General features: G+C 70.8%; 17 protein-coding genes. 13 read left to right on the top strand and 4 right to left on the bottom strand.

From position 1 onward, the window contains the following. Positions 1-10 precede the first annotated feature (10 nt). Genes cobG through cobJ form a run of 4 tightly spaced genes read left to right on the top strand, consistent with a single transcriptional unit; the run spans position 11 to position 3,537 of the window. Entirely contained in the window at positions 11-1,327 is a 1,317-nt protein-coding gene (gene cobG, locus AC3WOH_RS18065; RefSeq protein ID WP_492230700.1) for a precorrin-3B synthase, read from the top strand. Continuing rightward, a complete protein-coding gene (locus tag AC3WOH_RS18060; protein ID WP_492230699.1) occupies positions 1,327-1,956 on the top strand; it encodes a precorrin-8X methylmutase in 630 nt (209 codons plus the stop codon). Before cobG ends, AC3WOH_RS18060 begins: the two co-directional genes overlap by 1 nt. After that, on the top strand, positions 1,946-2,716 hold the full coding sequence (gene cobI, locus AC3WOH_RS18055) for a precorrin-2 C(20)-methyltransferase (RefSeq protein ID WP_492230698.1): 771 nt from the start codon (positions 1,946-1,948) through the stop codon (positions 2,714-2,716). Before AC3WOH_RS18060 ends, cobI begins: the two co-directional genes overlap by 11 nt. Continuing rightward, positions 2,713-3,537, top strand: a complete 825-nt coding sequence (gene cobJ, locus AC3WOH_RS18050; RefSeq protein WP_492230697.1) for a precorrin-3B C(17)-methyltransferase — start codon at positions 2,713-2,715, stop codon at positions 3,535-3,537. Before cobI ends, cobJ begins: the two co-directional genes overlap by 4 nt. On the opposite strand, the gene AC3WOH_RS18045 is transcribed toward cobJ, so the two are convergent. Then, a complete protein-coding gene (locus AC3WOH_RS18045) occupies positions 3,489-4,265 on the bottom strand; it encodes a cobalt-precorrin-6A reductase (RefSeq protein WP_492230696.1) in 777 nt (258 codons plus the stop codon). The genes cobJ and AC3WOH_RS18045 overlap by 49 nt on opposite strands. Between AC3WOH_RS18045 and cbiE the strand changes: the two genes are divergently transcribed. The 4 genes from cbiE to cobF are packed head-to-tail and all read left to right on the top strand — an operon-like array spanning position 4,264 to position 7,578. Further along, positions 4,264-5,457 (top strand): precorrin-6y C5,15-methyltransferase (decarboxylating) subunit CbiE, encoded by a 1,194-nt coding sequence (cbiE, locus tag AC3WOH_RS18040; protein WP_492230695.1) that lies wholly within the window; start codon positions 4,264-4,266, stop codon positions 5,455-5,457. The genes AC3WOH_RS18045 and cbiE overlap by 2 nt on opposite strands. Continuing rightward, positions 5,454-5,930 carry a cobalamin biosynthesis protein gene (locus tag AC3WOH_RS18035; RefSeq protein WP_492230693.1) on the top strand — a complete coding sequence of 159 codons (477 nt, stop codon included), beginning with the start codon at positions 5,454-5,456 and terminating at the stop codon, positions 5,928-5,930. The genes cbiE and AC3WOH_RS18035 overlap by 4 nt, the downstream gene beginning before the upstream one ends. After that, positions 5,927-6,772 carry a precorrin-4 C(11)-methyltransferase gene (gene cobM / locus AC3WOH_RS18030; protein WP_492230692.1) on the top strand — a complete coding sequence of 282 codons (846 nt, stop codon included), beginning with the start codon at positions 5,927-5,929 and terminating at the stop codon, positions 6,770-6,772. Before AC3WOH_RS18035 ends, cobM begins: the two co-directional genes overlap by 4 nt. Continuing rightward, positions 6,769-7,578 carry a precorrin-6A synthase (deacetylating) gene (gene cobF / locus AC3WOH_RS18025; RefSeq protein ID WP_492230690.1) on the top strand — a complete coding sequence of 270 codons (810 nt, stop codon included), beginning with the start codon at positions 6,769-6,771 and terminating at the stop codon, positions 7,576-7,578. The genes cobM and cobF overlap by 4 nt, the downstream gene beginning before the upstream one ends. On the opposite strand, the gene AC3WOH_RS18020 is transcribed toward cobF, so the two are convergent. Continuing rightward, on the bottom strand, positions 7,567-8,643 hold the full coding sequence (locus AC3WOH_RS18020; RefSeq protein WP_492230688.1) for a sensor domain-containing diguanylate cyclase: 1,077 nt from the start codon (positions 8,641-8,643) through the stop codon (positions 7,567-7,569). The genes cobF and AC3WOH_RS18020 overlap by 12 nt on opposite strands. A gap of 142 nt (positions 8,644-8,785) precedes the next feature. Continuing rightward, entirely contained in the window at positions 8,786-9,283 is a 498-nt protein-coding gene (locus tag AC3WOH_RS18015; protein ID WP_492230686.1) for an Lrp/AsnC family transcriptional regulator, read from the bottom strand. A 131-nt stretch (positions 9,284-9,414) separates the two neighbouring features. Here AC3WOH_RS18015 and glmS point away from each other — a divergent pair, with 131 nt between their 5' ends. The 3 genes from glmS to AC3WOH_RS18000 all read left to right on the top strand — a co-directional run bounded on the left by glmS (position 9,415) and on the right by AC3WOH_RS18000 (position 14,978). Continuing rightward, on the top strand, positions 9,415-11,307 hold the full coding sequence (gene glmS, locus AC3WOH_RS18010; RefSeq protein WP_492230684.1) for a glutamine--fructose-6-phosphate transaminase (isomerizing): 1,893 nt from the start codon (positions 9,415-9,417) through the stop codon (positions 11,305-11,307). A gap of 282 nt (positions 11,308-11,589) precedes the next feature. Continuing rightward, positions 11,590-13,134 carry an HAL/PAL/TAL family ammonia-lyase gene (locus AC3WOH_RS18005; protein ID WP_492230682.1) on the top strand — a complete coding sequence of 515 codons (1,545 nt, stop codon included), beginning with the start codon at positions 11,590-11,592 and terminating at the stop codon, positions 13,132-13,134. Positions 13,135-13,358: 224 nt separating this feature from the next. After that, complete coding sequence (locus AC3WOH_RS18000; protein ID WP_492230681.1) at positions 13,359-14,978, top strand: GGDEF domain-containing protein; 1,620 nt, start codon at positions 13,359-13,361, stop codon at positions 14,976-14,978. 27 nt (positions 14,979-15,005) lie between these two features. Here the strand turns inward: AC3WOH_RS18000 and AC3WOH_RS17995 are convergent, their stop codons facing one another. Further along, positions 15,006-16,424: an aldehyde dehydrogenase family protein gene (locus tag AC3WOH_RS17995; protein ID WP_492230679.1), complete on the bottom strand. Its 1,419-nt coding sequence runs from the start codon at positions 16,422-16,424 to the stop codon at positions 15,006-15,008. Positions 16,425-16,529: 105 nt separating this feature from the next. On the opposite strand from AC3WOH_RS17995, the gene AC3WOH_RS17990 reads away from it, so the two are divergent. Beyond that, a complete protein-coding gene (locus tag AC3WOH_RS17990) occupies positions 16,530-17,435 on the top strand; it encodes a LysR family transcriptional regulator (protein WP_492230677.1) in 906 nt (301 codons plus the stop codon). Positions 17,436-17,598: 163 nt separating this feature from the next. Next, a complete protein-coding gene (locus AC3WOH_RS17985; RefSeq protein ID WP_492230675.1) occupies positions 17,599-18,027 on the top strand; it encodes an organic hydroperoxide resistance protein in 429 nt (142 codons plus the stop codon). Positions 18,028-18,070 lie beyond the last annotated feature (43 nt).

Genomic DNA, 18,070 nt, shown 5'->3' with positions numbered 1-18,070 from the left:
CGTCCGAGACATGCCGAACCAGGGCACTGGTGCCCGCCAACCCCTTCATACGCCGCAAGTCCAGGGCTGGTGCCCCGGTGCCTGGCAGCCCATGGCCTCGGGCGACGGGCTGGTGGTGCGCGTGCGCCCGCCGCAAGGGCGGCTGAGCCTGCACCAGGCCTGGCGGCTGGCCCGGCTGGCCGCCACGCATGGCACAGGCATCCTGGAACTGTCCAGCCGCGCCAATGTGCAACTGCGCGGCGTGGACCCCGCACGCCATGCGGGCGTGTTGCGGGCCTTGGCGGGCTGTGGCCTGCTGGATGCCGATGCACAGCGCGAGCGCCGCCGCAACCTGGTGGTCGACCCGCTGCACCGGCCCGGCGATGGCGTGCAGGCGCTGGCGGCGGCGCTGTGCGAGCGCCTGGCCGAGGCCGACGAGCTCGATGCGCTGCCCGCCAAGTTCGGCTGGGCCATTGACGGCGGCCATGCCCCCTGGCTCGGCGAGGTGTCGGCGGACATCCGCATCGAGAACGTGCAGGGCGCCCATGCCCCGCGCTGGCAGGTGCGGCCGGCAGGCCTGCCCTGGGCCCTGGAGGCGGCGGACCCCGATCAGGCCGCTGCGGCCGGCCTGGCCCTGGCGCGCTGGTTCGCTACCCGCTGCAGTGCGCTGCGCGCACACGGGCTGCGGCCAGGGCGCCTGGCGCAGCATGCCGGCGAGATGGCGCGCCTGCGCGAGGCCGCCACGCCCGCGGCGCCCTGGCCTGAAGGCCTGCCTGCCGGAGTCGTCTGGGTTCCCGCGGCCGCCCACCCGCGGTCAGGGCGCCCGGTGCCCGGCCTGTTGCCCGGCATCGGTACGCTGGTGGGCGCCCCTCTGGGCCGGTTGCGGGCACAGGCCCTGGCCCAACTGGTGCAGGGGCTGCTGCGTGGCGCGGCACCGGGCCCCTTGCCTGGTTTGCGAGTCACGCCCTGGCGCATGCTGCTGGTCGAATCGGATGTGCCGCCTGGCGCCTGGCATGCCGCCGACTGGGTGAGCGACCCGGGCGATGCGCGGCTGCGCGTCTCGGCCTGCACGGGGGCTCCTGGCTGCCCCCAGGCCCAGGCACCCACGCTGGCATTGGCCATGGCGCTGGCGCCGCAGGTGCCGGAAGGGGCCCACCTGCACGTGGCGGGCTGCGCCAAGGGCTGCGCGCGCCAAGCGCCCGCCAGCGTCACCTTGCGCGCGCAAGCCGACCCGGGCGGGCCGGTCTTTGCCGTCATCCGGCAAGGGCGTGCGGCGGACGCGGCGGTCGGCCACATGGACCTGTCCGCACTGCAGGACAATCCCGGCCTGTTGTTTGAAAAGAATTGATGCTGCACCGCTACGAAACCGATGGCGCCGAGATCTACCGGCAGTCGTTCGCCACTATCCGCCGCGAGGCGGCCCTTGCCCGCTTCAACCCCGCCGAAGAGCGCGTGGTGGTGCGCATGATCCACGCGGCCGGCATGGTCGAGCTCGCGCCCCATGTGGCGTTTTCGCCCGGCATGGCCGAGGCAGCAGAGCAGGCACTGCGCCAGGGTGCCCCGGTGCTGTGCGATGTGCGCATGGTCAGCGAGGGCATCACCCGCCACCGCCTGCCCGCCCACAACCGCGTGCTCTGCACGCTGCAGGACGAGAGGGTGGCCGCGCTGGCCCAGCAGCTGGGCACCACGCGCAGCGCCGCCGCGGTGGAGCTGTGGCGGCCGGACCTGGCGGGGGCCGTCGTGGCCATCGGCAATGCGCCCACGGCGCTGTTCCATCTGCTCAACCTGCTGCGCCAGCCCGATTGCCCGCGCCCTGCCGCCATCATCGGTTGCCCGGTGGGTTTTGTCGGCGCGATGGAATCCAAGGAGGCGCTGATGCAGGACCTGCCCGTGCCCGCAATGGTCGTGCGCGGCCGCCTGGGTGGCTCGGCCATGACCGTGGCCGCCATCAACGCCCTGGCCAGCCATGCCGAGTGAAGCCATGGCCCTGGCGCAGGCGGCGCCCGGCATCGTCTGCGTGGGCCTGGGCCCCGGCGACCCGGAGCTGATGTCGGTGAAGGCGCACCGGCTGGTGCGCCATGCGCGCCACGTGGCCTTCTTCCGCAAGAAGGGGCGCCCGGGCAAGGCGCGCCAGGTGGTGGACGGCCTGCTCGCACCCGCCGCCACCGAGTACCCCATGGAGTACCCCGTGACCACCGAGCTGCCGGTGGACAGCCCGGAGTACGTGGCCCAGCTCGCGGCGTTCTACGATGACTGGTGTGCCCGGCTGGAAACCCTGGCGCGCAGCGAGCAGGTGGTGGTGCTCTGCGAGGGCGACCCGTTTCTCTACGGCTCCTTCATGCACCTGTACACCCGGCTGCGCGAGCGCGCCGCCGTGCGCCTGGAGGTGGTGCCCGGCATTCCGGGCATGGTGGGCTGCTGGCATGCCACGGGCGAGCCCATCACCTGGGGGGACGACGTGCTCAGCGTGATGACGGGCACCCTGCCCGAGGACGAGCTGGTGCGGCGCATGCAGACCGCCGACGCGCTGGTGGTGATGAAGGTCGGGCGCAACCTGCCGCGCATCCGCCGGGCCCTGCAGCGCACGGGCCGGCTCGATGCCGCCTGGCTGGTGCAGAACGGCACCACGGCCAGCGAGCAGGTGGCCAAATTGACCGCGGTGAGCGACGAGGCCTGCCCCTATTTCGCCATCGTGCTGGTGCACGGCCAGGGCCGCCGGCCGGAGGCCGCCTGGTGAGCGCCGCACATGGCGCAGGCCGCCTGGCCATCGCGGGCCTGGGCCCGGGCGCGCTGGCGCAGGTGACGCCCGAGGTGGCCGCGGCGCTGCAGGCCGCGACCGACGTGGTGGGCTACCTGCCCTATGTGGAGCGGGCCCGGGCCCTGCTCCAGGAGCGCGGTGCGGCGGACGCCGTGGCCTGGCATGCCTCGGACAACCGGGTCGAACTGGAGCGGGCGCGCCAGGCCCTGGCGCTGGCCGCACAGGGGCGTCAGGTGGTGGTCGTCTCGTCGGGCGACCCGGGGGTGTTTGCCATGGCTTCCGCGGTGTTCGAGGCCATCGAGCAGGCGCCGCCCGAGATGGCCGCCGCCTGGCAGGCACTGGACGTGCAGGTGCTGCCTGGCATCACCGCCATGCTGGCCGCAGCCGCGCGCGCCGGTGCGCCGCTGGGTCATGACTTTTGCTGCATCAACCTGTCGGACAACCTCAAGCCCTGGCCGGTGATCGAGCGGCGCGTGCAACTGGCGGCCGAGGCCGACTTCGCCATGGCCTTCTACAACCCGCGCTCGCGCAGCCGGCCCGAGGGCTTCGTGCGCCTGCTGGCCCTGCTGCGCGCGCATTGCGAGCCCGGCCGCCTGCTGGTCTTTGCACGCGCCGTGTCCACGCCCGACGAGGCGCTGCAGGTGTGCACACTGGCCGAAGCCACGCCCGAGATGGCCGACATGCGCACCGTGGTACTGGTGGGCAACAGCACTACGCGGCAGGTGGGCCGCTGGGTCTACACCCCGCGCTTCTACGGGCTGGAGGGCGCCACGCCGGCCGCGGCAGGTAGCGTGCCATGAGCAATCCAGTGCAGTACGGCACCCACGTCCTCGGTGCGCGGGCGCGGCGGCAGCGGCGGGCGCTGCACCATCACCACCGGCAGCCCCAGCGCGCGTGCCGCCAGCAGCTTGCCGCGCGTGGCCTCGCCGCCGGCGTTCTTGGCCACCAGCCAGGTGATGCCGTGGGCCTGCAGCAGCGCCTGGTCGTGCGCGGCGCTGAAGGGGCCGCGGCCCAGCACCACCGTGGTGTCGGCCAGCGGCAGGCTGCCCGGCTCGGGTGCATCCACCAGGCGCAGCAGGTAGTGGTGGCGGGCCTGGCCGGCAAAGGCATCCAGCTGCTTGCGCCCGATGGCAAGGAACACCCGTGCGGGATCTTCGGGCAAGGCCCGGGCTGCCGCCGCCATGTCCGGCACGTCCACCCAGCGGTCGCCCGCCTGGGCCTGCCAGGGTGCGCGTTCCAGCGCCAGCAGCGGCACCCCCGTGGCCTCGCAGGCCGCACAGGCATGGCGGCTCATCTGCGCGGCAAAGGGATGGGTGGCATCCACCACCTGGGTGATGCCCTGGCTGCGGATGAACTGCACCAACCCCTGCACGCCGCCAAAGCCGCCGCAGCGTGTGGGCAGGGGTTGCGCCACGGGGGCTTGCGTGGCACCCGCGTAGGAAAAAATGGCGGGTACCTGAGCCTGGTGCAGGGCCTGCGCCAACTGGCTGGCGCCGCTGGTGCCGCCCAGCAGGAGAACATGCGTCATGGCTGATCCGTGGTTGACATTGGTGGGCCTGAACGAAGACGGGCTGGACGGGCTGGTGCCCGCCGCGCGCCAGGCCCTGGACCAGGCCCAGGTGATTGTCGGTGGCCCGCGCCATCTGGCGCTGGCACAGGCCGGCGAGCGTGGCCGCCCCTGGCCCGTGCCGTTCGACCTTGCCCCCGTGCTGGCCCTGCGTGGGCAGCGCGTGGTGGTGCTGGCCTCGGGCGATCCGTTCTGGTTCGGCGCGGGCGGCAGTCTCGCGGCGCACCTGGCCCCGCACGAGTGGCGCTGCCATGCGCAGCCCTCGACATTCTCGCTGGTCGCCGCCCATCTGGGCTGGCGGCTGGAGGCCACCGATTGCCTGGGCCTGCACGCGAGCCCCATAGAGCAACTGTTGCCGCGCCTGGTGCCCGGCGGGCAGTGCATCGTGCTGCTGCGCGATGGCATGGCCGTGGCCGAACTGGCCGGCTGGCTGGTGCAGGAAGGCTGGGGCGCGAGTGCGCTGTGGGTGCTGGAATCCGTGGGCGGCCCGCGCGAGCGCTGCCGTGCCCTGCGTGCAGCCGAGGCCGATGCCCTGCTGGCGGCCGATCCGGCCCAGGCGCCGGTCGCGGTCGCGCTGCAGGCCGCGGGCGGCCCCGCCTTGCCCCAGGTGCCCGGGCGCGACGATGCCTGGTATGCCCACGACGGCCAGATCACCAAGGCCCCGGCGCGGGCGCTCACGTTGGCGGCCCTGGCGCCCCGGCGTGGCGAGCGGCTGTGGGACATCGGCGGGGGCTCGGGCTCCGTGGCTGTGGAATGGTGCCTGGCCGGCGGCCTGGCCACCAGCGTCGAGCAGCATGCAGCGCGCGCCGACAACATCCGCTGCAATGCCGCGCGCTTTGGCCTGCAGCCCGCGCTGCAGGTGGTGCAGGGCCTGGCGCCCGAGGCACTGCACGGGCTGGCGCCACCCCAGGCCGTGTTTGTCGGGGGCGGGTTCGACGCGGCCCTGTTCGCCGCCCTGGGCGCCCTGGTGCCTGCCGGCTGCCGGCTGGTGGTCAATGCCGTGACGCTGGAAACCGAGGCCCTGCTGGCGCAACTGCATGCAGAGCATGGCGGCCAGTTGCTGCGGCTGGAGCTGTCCAGCGCCGAGCCGCTGGGACGCATGCGCAGCTGGAAGGCGGCGCGCCCCCTGGTGCAGTGGAGCTGGCAGTGGTGACCGCAAGCACGCCCGGACACGCCTGCCTGGTGCTGGGTGTGGGCCTGAGGGCGCATGCCACTGCTGCCGCCCTGCGGGGCCTGTGGCAGCAGGCCCGGGCGCTGCTGCCCGCACCGGTGGATGGTTTTTGCGCCCTGGCCGTGCTGGAAGGCAAGGAGCAGCATCCGGCACTGGCCGGCTGGCTGGGCCCGGCGCCCGCGCCAGTGCTTGCGGTGCCGCTGGAGGCCCTGCGCCAGCAGCCTGTGGTCACGCAGTCGCCGCGCCTGCGGGCCCGCTATGGCACCGGCAGCGTGGCCGAAGCGGCGGCGCTGGCCGCCGCCGGGCCCCAGGCCCAACTGCTGCTCCCGCGCCGGGTAGCGGCGGATGGCAGCGCCACGCTGGCCGTGGCACGGCGCCGCGTGGCACCTCTTGATTGTTGTATTGCAGCGGCATGCCATGCCGCCGCGCTGTCCCAAGGAGCAACGGCACCATGACCGTGCATTTCATCGGCGCCGGCCCCGGCGCGGCCGACCTCATCACCGTGCGCGGGCGCGACCTCATGGGCCGCTGCCCGGTCTGCCTGTACGCCGGCTCACTGATTCCGCGCGAGCTGCTCGCGCACTGCCCGCCCGGCGCGCGCATCGTCAACACCGCGGCCATGGACCTCGACGCCATCATGGCCGAGATCGCTGACGCCCACGCGCGCGGCCTAGACGTGGCGCGCCTTCACTCGGGCGACCTGTCGGTCTGGTCTGCCATGGGCGAGCAGCTGCGGCGCCTGCGCGCGGCGGGCATCGACTACACCGTCACGCCCGGCGTGCCTTCGTTCGCTGCCGCTGCAGCCACCCTGGGTGCGGAGCTGACCCTGCCCGGCCTGTGCCAGTCGGTGGTGCTCACGCGCACCTCGGGCCGCGCCACGGCCATGCCCGAAGGCGAGAACCTGGCTGCCTTTGCGGCCACGGGCGCGGTGCTGGCCATCCACCTGTCCATCCATGTGGCCGAGAAAGTGCAGGCCGAGCTGTTGCCGCACTATGGCGCCGACTGCCCGGCGGCCATCGTCTGGCGCGCCAGCTGGCCCGACGAGACCGTCGTGCGCACGACCGTGGGCGCGCTGGCGCAGGCGGTGGCCGCCAGCATGGAACGCACCGCGCTGATCCTGGTCGGGCGCAGCCTGCAGGCCGAGGCGTTTGCCGAGAGCCGGCTCTATGCGGCCGACTACGACCGCCGCTACCGCCCCCTGGGCACGGCACCGCGCTTTCCGGCGCCCGAGGTGCCCGAGGGCGTGGCGCTGGACACCGCCCGGGACCAGCCGCTGGACCGGGCCTCCCGCCCATGAGCGCCGGCCGCAGCGTGCCGCCGGTGGCCCTGGCGCTGATCGGCATCGGTACCGGCAACCCCGACCACCTCACGCGCCAGGCGGTCGCGGCCATGAACGCGGCCGACCTGATCCTGCTGCCGCACAAGGGCGAAGACAAGGCCGAGCTGGCCGCCCTGCGCCAGGCGCTGTGCGATGCGGTGCTGGTGGCCCCCGCGCCGCGCATCGCCGGCTTCGACATGCCCGTGCGCCGCAGCGCGGGCGACGACTACCTGGTGCAGGTCGACGAATGGCATGCCGCCATCGCCCGCTGCTGGCAGGACGCCATCGCCGGGGCCACCGACAGCCCGGCGCCCGAAGCCGTCCTGCGCGTGGCCCTGCTGGTCTGGGGCGACCCGGCCCTGTACGACAGCACGCTGCGCATCGCGGCGCGCATGCAGCCTGCGCCGGTGCGGGTGGAGGTGGTGGCGGGCATCACCTCGGTGCAGGCGCTGGCGGCCGCGCATGCGGTGCCCTTGAACGACATCGGCCAGCCCTTCGTGGTGACCACCGGCCGCCAGCTGCGCGAACAGGGCTGGCCTGCTGGCGTGGACACGGCCGTGGTGATGCTCGACGGGCAGTGCAGCTTCGAGGCGCTGGCCCCTGAGGGCCTGCACATCTGGTGGGGGGCCTACCTGGGCATGCCCCAGCAACTGCTGGACCGCGGGCCCCTGGCCGAGGCCGGCCCGCGCATCGCGCACACGCGTGCCGCTGCGCGCGCGCAGCATGGCTGGATCATGGATATCTACCTGCTGCGGCGTGCCGCCCAGCCGGTGTCAGCGGTCTGAGGTGGACAGTGCCGCGGCCGGCGCCGCGCCCGCCGGGGCGGTGCTGTCGGTGACGCGGTTGCGCCCGGCATTCTTGGCCACGTAGAGCGCGGCGTCGGCCGCGTCCATCCAGGCGCGCAGGCTGCCATGGCCCGGGTGCGCGGCCGCCACGCCGATGCTGGTGGTCATGCGCAGCGCCGGCATGTCGCGCAGGCGGATGGCCTCGGTCTGCGCGCGGATGCGCTCGGCCACGGCGACCGCTTCCTCCACAGCCATGCCGGTCAGCAGGATGGCGAACTCGTCGCCGCCGTAGCGGCCCGCACAGTCCGTGGCGCGCACATTGCCGCGCACCACATGCGCCACGGCGCGGATCACCTCGTCGCCCACGCTGTGGCCATGCTGGTCGTTGATCTGCTTGAAGCTGTCGATGTCCATCATCAGCATGCAGGCCGGCTCGCGGTGGGCATGGTAGCGGCGCAGCGCGGCCTCGGCTTGCTCCTGCCAGTGGCCACGGCCGTACAGCCCGGTCAACGTGTCCACGCGGCGCAATTCGTCGAGCAGCAGGTTCTGCTGCGATACCTTGCGGATCAGGCGGTAACTCACCATGCTGACCGAAATGGTGTGCAGCGCCATCACCGGCAGGCAGGCCACGATGATGGGCAGCGGGCTCTCGGGCGCCCAGTGCACCCCGGTGAACAAGGTGCCCACCGCGCCACCTGCGAGCATGGTCGGGATGGATCTGGCCCACAGCCCGCGGATGCCGGTGGTGATCTTGTCCACCATGGTCAGCGTGCACAACAGCACGCTGGGCAGCAGGCTGAAGTGCATCAGCGGCACCAGGGCCGCCGCAAAGGCCGAGTCGGCCAGCAGGTTGCGGATCTCGGCGCGGTACGGGTCGGCGCTGCGGCGCGCCAGCTGGTAGGCCACATGGGGCCAGACAAGGCAGGGCAGCACCATGCCGATCCATGCCCCCACCGAGGCCTCGCGCTGCCACAGCACGACCGCCACCACCACGCCGCCCAGACCCATGCCGAGCACGCGCAGCGGGTACACGCGCCGGGGCATCTGTTGTTCGTAGGTGGCCATGGGGACGATGGGGCGCGCGGGCGAAGAGGGGGGCGGCGAGGAGGGGCGCGATGAGCTTACCTTTACCCGGCGGTAGAGGCCAGCGGGAAATGGCATGCCCCGCCGCCCTGGCGGGTCGATGGCGGGGGCGCCATGGGCCGCCTCACAGACCTTGCAACGGGATGGCCGTGCCGAACTTGGCGCGCTTGGTGCTGAAGAAGGCCTTCACGTTGCGCACATTGGCATCGCCCGTGAACAGCTGCTGCGAGAGCGCCAGGTAGCCCGGCATGTCGCGCGTGTGCACCACCAGGATGAAGTCGGGGCCGGGCGAGACGCGCCAGCACTGCTGCACGGCGGAATGCGCCACCGCGCGCGCCTCGAAGGCGTCGAGCGCCCCGGCGTCCTGCCGGTCCAGCGTGACTTCCACGATGCAGGCCAGGCCGTGGCCCTGCACTGCGGCCACGCGGTCCGGCTGCAGCAGGGCCACCTGCCGCTCGATCAGGCCGGTGTCATGCAGCCGCCGCACCCGGCGCAGGCAGGTGGGCGGTGATACATGCACCTGCTCGGCCAGGGCCTGGTTGCTCTGCCCCGCGTCGTTCTGCAGCAGATCCAAGAGCTGCAGGTCGATGTGGTCCAGTGTGATTGATTCCGAATTTTCCATGTAAATGAAATTTTATTTCAATCCTGAAATTTGGAGAAATTTGAATTCATTTTCATCTGAATTTCAATCGCAAATTCCATGAGTGACTGCCTACCATTGCGCCACTTACCCAACAACAGGAGCAGCAATCCATGTGCGGCATCGTCGGCGCGGTCTCCACGCGCAACATCGTTCCCATCCTCGTGCAGGGCCTGCAGCGGCTCGAATACCGGGGCTATGACTCCTGCGGCGTGGCCGTGCACGCATCGAGCCTGGATGCGACGCGCCCGGCCGGCCTGCAGCGCGCGCGCAGCACGGCCCGTGTGGCCGAGCTGCTCGAACAGGTGCAGACCGACCACGTGGACGGCGCCACCGGCATCGCCCACACGCGCTGGGCCACGCACGGCGCCCCCGAAGTGCACAACGCCCACCCGCACTTCAGCCACGGCACGGGCGATGCCAGCGGCACGCCGGGCCGCGTGGCCCTGGTGCACAACGGCATCATCGAGAACCACGAGGAACTGCGCGCCGCCCTCCAGGTCCGTGGCTACGTGTTCACCAGCCAGACCGACACCGAAGTGATCGCCCACCTGGTCGACAGCCACTACAGCGGCGACCTGTTCGAGGCCGTGCAGGCCGCCGTGGCCCAGCTGCATGGCGCCTATGCGATTGCCGTGATGCACCGGGACGAGCCGCACCGCGTGGTCGGTGCGCGCGCCGGCTCGCCGCTGATCCTGGGCGTGGGGACGGGCGGTGGCGAGCATTTCCTGGCCAGCGATGCCATGGCACTGGCCGGCGTGACCGACCAGATCGTCTACCTCGAAGAGGGCGACCTCGTGGACCTGCAACTGGGCCGCTACTGGATCGTGGGCAAGGGCCGCGAGGCGCTCACGCCCGCGCAGCGCCCCGTGCGCACCGTGCAGGCGCACAGCGGCGCGGCCGAGCTCGGCCCCTACCGCCACTACATGCAAAAGGAGATCTTCGAGCAGCCGCGCGCCATCAGCGACACGCTGGAAGGCGTGGAAGGCATCGTGCCCGAGCTGTTCGACGGAGCCGATGGCACGGCCGCCTGGCGCGTGTTCAAGGAGATCGACAGCGTGCTCATCCTGGCCTGCGGTACCAGCTACTACAGCGGCTGCGCCGCCAAGTACTGGCTCGAAGAGATCGCCGGCATCCCCACCCAGGTGGAGGTGGCCAGCGAATACCGCTACCGCACCAGCGTGCCCAATCCGCGCAGCCTGGTGGTCACCATCACCCAGTCGGGCGAGACGGCCGACACCCTGGCCGCCCTGCGCCACGCGCAAAGCCTGGGCATGCAGCACACGCTGACCATCTGCAACGTGGCCACCAGCGCCATGGTGCGCGAATGCAAGCTGGCCTACATCACGCGCGCCGGGGTGGAGATCGGCGTGGCCAGCACCAAGGCCTTCACCACGCAGCTGGCCGGGCTGTTTTTGCTCACGCTGGCGTTGGCCCAGTCCAAGGGCCGCCTCACGGCCGAGCAGGAGGCCGCGCACCTCAAGGCCATGCGCCACCTGCCTGTGGCCCTGCAGGCCGTGCTCGCGCTCGAACCCCAGGTCATCAGCTGGGCCGAGGACTTCGCGCGCATGGAGAACGCCCTGTTCCTGGGCCGCGGCCTGCACTACCCGATTGCCCTGGAAGGCGCGCTCAAGCTCAAGGAGATCAGCTACATCCATGCCGAGGCCTACCCGGCCGGCGAGCTCAAGCACGGCCCCCTGGCCCTGGTCACCAGCGCCATGCCCGTGGTCACGGTAGCGCCCAACGATGCGCTGCTGGAAAAGCTCAAGAGCAACATGCAGGAGGTGCGCGCCCGCGCCGGCGTGCTCTACGTGCTGGCCGATGCCGACACCCGCATCGAGAGCAGCGAAGGCATCCACGTGATCCGCATGCCCGAGCACTACGGCCCGCTGAGCCCGCTGCTGCACGTGGTGCCACTGCAGCTGCTGGCCTACCACACGGCCTGCGCGCGCGGCACCGACGTCGACAAGCCACGCAACCTGGCCAAGAGCGTCACGGTGGAGTGAGCGGAGGCGGCAAGGGTTTCGCTTGACTACAGCCAATAAAGTCCGTCGGATGAAAACACGGTCCGTCGGGCTTTTCCTTCATTGCGCAAATCAGTCGTGCTCCGCCCTGCCTGGTAATTGAGCACTTCGTCGGGACCCGCGTCGATGCTGGCTCTGCGGGACATACCACGGAGATATCCACAGCTTCATCCACGGTTTGAGTGGACACATCGGGCCGGTGGTCAGGCGGTGTGAAAGGCACATCCCACGGTGACGAGGACCCTGCACGGCTAGACTTTGGCCATGCAAACAAAATCACCCACCACCGTCATTCTGGACGGAAGCAGGCTCACGATCGAGGAGGTTGTCGACATCGCCACCGGTAAACGCCGTGCATCGCTCGGTCCATCGGAGGCATTTCGCCAGCGGATTGATGCGGGGGCCCAGTTCCTCGATCGCCTGCTGGTTGAAGACGGGGTGGTCTATGGGGTCACCACAGGGTATGGCGATTCCTGCACGGTTCAGATTCCTTCGGACCTGATTGCGGAGCTGCCCCACCATCTCTATACCTACCATGGCATTGGCGCTGGTCGGCTCTTCACGCCAGAGGAGACGCGGGCCATTCTGGTGGCACGTCTCAATTCGCTGTGCCAGGGCGTCTCCGGCGTGAGCTGGGAGTTGCTGGTGCAACTGGAACAGCTCCTGGTCCACGATGTCTTGCCCCTGATCCCCTCGGAAGGGTCGGTGGGCGCCAGCGGGGACCTGACACCCCTGTCGTATGTGGCGGCCGTGTTGTGCGGCGAGCGTGAGGTCTGGCACCAGGGGACGAAGAAGCCCGCCGCAGACGCGTTGAAGGAGATCGGGCGTGAGCCCTTGCGGCTGCGCCCCAAGGAAGCGCTGGCCCTGATGAACGGGACCTCGGTGATGACGGGCCTGGCCTGCATCGCCTGGTTGCGCGCGCAAAGCCTGGAACGCCTCAGTACCCGATTGACAGCGTGCAATGTGTGGGCCAGCGATGGCAATGCACACCACTTTGATGAGAAGCTGTTCCAGGCCAAGCCGCATGCCGGCCCCCAGCTGGCGGCCAGGCGCATCCGGGAGGACCTGATGTCCGAAAAACCGGCCAGGAATGAACTGCGCCTGCAGGACCGCTATTCGTTGCGCTGTGCCCCCCACGTCATCGGCGTGCTGGGCGATGCACTGCCTTTCCTTCGCCAGTTGATCGAAAACGAGCTCAACAGCGCCAATGACAACCCCTTGATCGACCCGGAGGGCGAGCGGGTACTGCATGGTGGGCACTTCTATGGAGGGCACATCGCGCTGGCGATGGACACCCTGAAAAATGCGGTCGCCAACCTGGCGGACCTCATGGACCGGCAATTGGCACTGCTGGTCGACCAGCGCTACAACCATGGGTTGCCCTCCAACCTGTCGGGCTCCACCGGTCCCCGCGCTGCCATCAACCACGGCCTGAAGGCGCTTCAGATCAGCGCGTCGGCCTGGACCGCAGAGGCCTTGAAGCAAACCATGCCAGCGTCTGTCTTCTCGCGATCGACCGAATGCCACAACCAGGACAAGGTCAGCATGGGTACCATCGCTGCACGCGATGCCCTGCGGGTGCTGGAGCTGACCGAGCAGGTCGCTGCCGGCATGCTCATTGCGGCCCGGCAAGCGCTGGAGCTGCGTCTGCGGATCAGCACGCTCCCCCTGCCAGCCCCTCTGCGGGATTTCCTGGACGAGCTCTCAAAGGCCATTCCATTGGTGGTGGAAGATCGGGCACTGGACAAGGAACTGCAGGAACTGGTCCTCGGCCTGCGCACAGGCAAGTGGGAGGTCTACAGCGCTTGAGCAGGGCATCGACGCCCATCAGGTGAGCACAGCTGTCAGGTAGGGGGCGGGCGCCGGGAACCCCATCTGCGGCCAACGGAGCTGGCGGGACAGGCTTTCGTGCGGCTTTTTGCAATGGGAATGACCGAGGCCCGGTCTCTGTGCGATATTCACGGAACCTGTCCGAGAACCCGCACCCCGCACCCCGCACCCCGCAGCACGAGGCGCCATAGGCCATGGAACGCATGGATCAACTCCTGACCGACCTGCAAGATTGCGAAGCCGCCAGTCTTGTGGGGGCGCACGACGCCGGGGTCGAGATTGCGGCGCGTGCCTTGCAAACCGCCAGGGATTGTGGCCTGCTGCCTGAAGCCGCGCTGGCGGCCGCCTGGCTGGCCGAGCACCAGCTGCGCCGGGGCGAGAGCGAGAAGGCGGCAGAAAGTGCCCGCACTGCCCTGGCGGAGGCCGACGCCCTCGAACTGCACCAGGTCGGCATCCGGCTGCGCAACACCTTGACCCGGGCCTGGTGCCAGCTCGGCCGGGCGGACGAAGCGCTGCCCGAGGCGATGTGGGCCCTGGGCCGCGCACGCAGCCTGGGGGCGCCGGGCCTGGTGTCGCGCAGCCTCTCCAGCCTGGCGGGCGTGGTGGAGCTGCTGGGCGACCATCCGCATGCAGTCACCCTGCTGCACCGGGCGGATGAAGAGGCCCAGCGCGACAGCGACAAGGTGGCGCAGTTCGCTGCGGTCGTCAACCTCGCCGGCGCCCTGTGCCGGTCCGGGCGCACGCTCGCCCACTTGCCCGGCCCGCTGGCGCCCACCGAAGCGCAGGCGGCCGATCTGCGCGAGGCCCTGGCCGTGGTGCAGCGGGCGAAGGCCCTCGCGCAGGGGCATGTGCGCTGGGAAATGGTCTGCGCCGAAATCGAATGCCTGAGCCTGGAGGCCTTGGGGCGGCTGGCCGAGATGCGCGCCGCGGTCGACCGGCACCGGGCCTTGGCCACCCAGGCGAAGGCCCCCGATGCCCGGGCAGAAAGCGAGCTTCTCAACGCAGACTGGCTGCTGGCCAGCGGACGCGCGCTCGAAGCCTGCGAAGCGCTGGACCAGCAGGTGGATGCGGCCGCAGCCCAGAGAAACGAGGGATGCCGCCGTTGGTGGTGGCGATCGCGGTACCGCGCCTTCAAGGCCGCGGGCGCGGATGCCCAGGCCCTGGCGGCCCTGGAGGCCATGGTGGTCCAGGTGCGCCGTGACCGGGAGCTCAGCCTCAATGCCCAGGCGCGCGTGCTGCTCGGCGAGGTGCGGATGGAAATCGCGCAGCAGGAGCTCGCGCAGTTGCGGCGCGAAGCGGAAGAACTGCGTGAGCGCGCCGATGTGGCGACGCAGACCTCCCTGCTGGACCCGCTCACCGGGCTGGCCAATCGCCGGGCCCTGGACTCCCGCCTGCGGGCCGTGCTGCCGATGGGGCCTGGCCAGGCCGAGGGCTTTTCGCTGGCCATCATCGACATCGACCACTTCAAGCAGATCAACGATGGCTGGGGCCATGACGTCGGGGACGCCGTGCTGCGCGAGATCGCCCTGCTGCTGACCGGCGGCGTGCGGGGCGGCGACTTCGTGGCGCGCATTGGCGGCGAGGAGTTTGTCGTTCTGCTGTGGGGCCAGGCCTTGGACGATGCCTCCCTGGCCTGCGAGCGGCTCCGGCAGCAGGTGCAGGCCCATGACTGGTCCCGCTTCGTGCCGGGGCGGCAGGTGACCGTCAGCATGGGCCTGGCCTGCGCCCAGCCCCTGGACGATGCAGCCCAATTGCTGCGGCGGGCCGACCAGTGGATGTACGCGGCCAAGCGCGAAGGGCGCAACCGCCTGCAGGGCGGGTGATGCGCAGCCCCGATCGGCCAAGGGCTTTCAAGCGCCCACGATGGCCTTGGGTTCCAGAAACGATTCCAGGCCGAACAGGCCGCTCTCGCGGCCCAGGCCCGACTGCTTCATGCCGCCGAAGGGCGCCAGCGGGTCCGGCAGGGTCCGGTTGATCAACACGGCCCCGGCGTCGAGGCGCTCGGCCACGGCCAGCGCCCGGTCGCGGTCGCGCGAGAACACATAGGCCTGCAGGCCATAGGCCGAGTCGTTGGCCTGCGCGATGGCGTCGGCATCGTCGGCATAGGACAGGATGGACAGCACCGGCCCGAAGATCTCGTCGCGCGCGATGTCCATGCCGTTGTGCACCTGGGCGAACACCGTGGGCCGCACGAAGTAGCCCTTGGCCAGGCCCTCCGGACGGCCCTCGCCCCCGGCCACGAGCGTGGCCCCCTGTTCCAGCCCCCGCCGGATGTAGTGCTGGATGCGCTCGTACTGCGCGCGGCTGGCCAGCGGACCGATGGCGGTGTTGGCGTCCCGCGGGTCCCCCACGCGCAGGGCCGCCACCTGGCGCTGCACCAGGGCCAGCACCTCATCCAGCCGGTGCGCAGGCACCAGCAGGCGCGTACCCGCCACGCAGGCCTGGCCGTTGTTCATGAAGGCGCAGGCCAGGGCCTGTTCGATGGCCTGGGGCAGGTCCGCATCGTCCAGGACGATGGCCGCGCACTTGCCCGTCAGCCCCAGGCCCACCCGCTTCATGGTGCCGGCCGCGGCGCGCACGATGGCCTGGCCCGTCGGGGTCGAGCCCGTGAAGGAAATCCGGGCGACATCCGGGTGCGTGACCAGCTCATCCCCCACGTCCTCGCCCCGGCCCAGCAGGATGTTGAAGACCCCGCCGGGCAGGCCTGCTGCATGCAGGGCCTGCGCGGTGACCTCGGTCTGCCAGGGGCTCAGTTCGCTGGGCTTGATGACCGAGGCGCAGCCGGCCGCAATGGCCGAGGCCAGCTTGCTGCAGACGGTGCCTGCGACGCTGTTCCAGGGCGCGATCAGCGCGGCGACGCCTACCGGCTCCATGCGCACCAGGGAGTCCCCCACGCGCCGCGAGAAGTCGTAGCCCCGCAGCAGCTCGGCCGCCCTGGCAAAGCACTGCGACGCGTACTGGCTGACCCACTGCGCGCGCGCCAGCGGCCCACCGTACTCCTCGATGGTCACATCGCGGATCTGCCCGGCATGCGCGAGCACCGCCGACTCCAGCTGCTGGAGCATGTCGATGCGCTCGGCCTTGCTGCTGCGCCCCAGCAGCGCCTGGGCCCGCTTGGCCGCCGCAATGGCGCGCCTGGCGTCGTCGCGGTTGGCCAGGGTGGTGTGGCCCAGGGGCTCCTCGGTCGCCGGGTTGACGCTGTGGAGCACGGTGGTGCCCTGTACCGGCACGAAGTGGCCGTCGATGTACGCGTGGTGGAAGGTTTGCATGGCTTGCCCGTGGTGGTGTTGCAAAGGAATGGGCGAAGTCTAGAAAGCGGTCATTGTTCTGACAATATGCTTAAATCTGGATGAATAAAGCTGAAAATCAGGACAATGCACAAGACCGGGCTCGTCGATCTGCAGGTGCTGCTGGCGGTTGCGCGGCGGCAGAGCTTTCGCGCCGCCGCCCTGGAGCTGGAGATGTCCACCTCGGCGGTCAGCAGTGCGGTGGCGGGCCTGGAGGCGCGCCTGGGGGTGCGGTTGCTGCACCGGACGACGCGCAGCCTGGCACTGACCGATGCCGGGCGGCATTTCATCGGGCAGATCGCGCCCGCGGTGCAGCAGATCGCGGACGCCGAGGCGGCGATCAAGGACCAGCGGCTCACGCCCTCGGGCACGCTGCGCATCAACAGCTCGCTCGGCGCGGCCCTGATGGCCTACGCGCCCCTGCTGGGCGAGTTCTCGCGGCGCTACCCGGGCGTGGTGCTGGACATCGTGACGCAGGGCAAGATGGTCGACATCGTGGCCGAAGGCTTTGATGCCGGCCTGCGCCCCAGCCACCTGGTGCCCAGGGACATGGTGCGCGTGCCGATCACCGATGCGGTGCCGCTCGCCATCGTCGGGTCGCCCGGCTACTTTGCCCACTGGGCGCAGCCGCGCCAGGTGGCGGACCTGCAGCAGCACCGCTGCATCCGCAACCGGCTTCCCGACGGTGCCCTGTCCCCATGGCAGTTGCTCGCCCAGGGCCAGACGGCCGAGATCGACGTGCCGGGGAACCAGGTGTTCGATGCCCCGCACCTCATGCGCGAAGCCGCGCTGTGTGGCCTGGGGCTGGCGCAGCTGGCGCATTGGTACGTGGCCGACGACATCGCCCGCGGCACCCTGGTGGCCGTGCTCGATGGGCATGCACCGCGCCTGCCGGGGCTGTGCCTCTACTACGCCGGGCACCGCCATGTGCCGGCCGCGCTGCGGGCCCTGGTGGACCTCGTGCACGAAGTCCGCGCTGGGGGTGCCGCCTGATGCGGTGGCCGGCCTCGGGGGCGGCGGTGGGGAGTTTTGTATGGTTTTGTACGCAGCCGCAGGCCGGCTACATTGGATCAAGAAAGCCCTGGGACGGAAGGCCGTCCGGTTCAACAATCCGGCCGTCATTTCGACAAACACCTACTCTCTCAAGGACGACACCATGACCGCAGCAACCGTTACCGACGACAAGGTTCTCTACACCGGCCGCACCCACACCACCGGCGGACGCACCGGCGCTTCGCGCAGCGACGATGGCCGGCTGGACATCACGCTCACGCGTTTCGGCACCGTGGGCCCGGGCACCAACCCGGAGCAGCTGTTCGCCGCCGGCTGGTCGGCCTGCTTCATGGGCGCCATGGCGCGCGCCGCCCAGTCCGAGGGCGTGCGCCTGCCCGACGACCTGGCCGTGGACGCCGAGGTCGACCTGGTGCAGGGGCCGGGCGGCTTTGCGCTCGCGGCGCGCCTGAAGGTCAGCGTGCCCGGCGTCGACCGCGACAAGGCCCTGGCCATCGTCGAAGGCGCGCACCAGCTGTGCCCCTATTCCAAGGCGACCCGCGGCAACATCGCGGTCGAGCTGTCCGTCGCCTGAACGGCCCGAGCGCGCCCCGCCATGCCCTGGTCCACACCCTGAG

Source organism: Acidovorax sp. FW305-C-20-28 (genome assembly GCF_058783375.1).
Note: the sequence above shows the minus strand (reverse complement) of the source record. Positions and strands in the feature narration are given on the sequence as shown.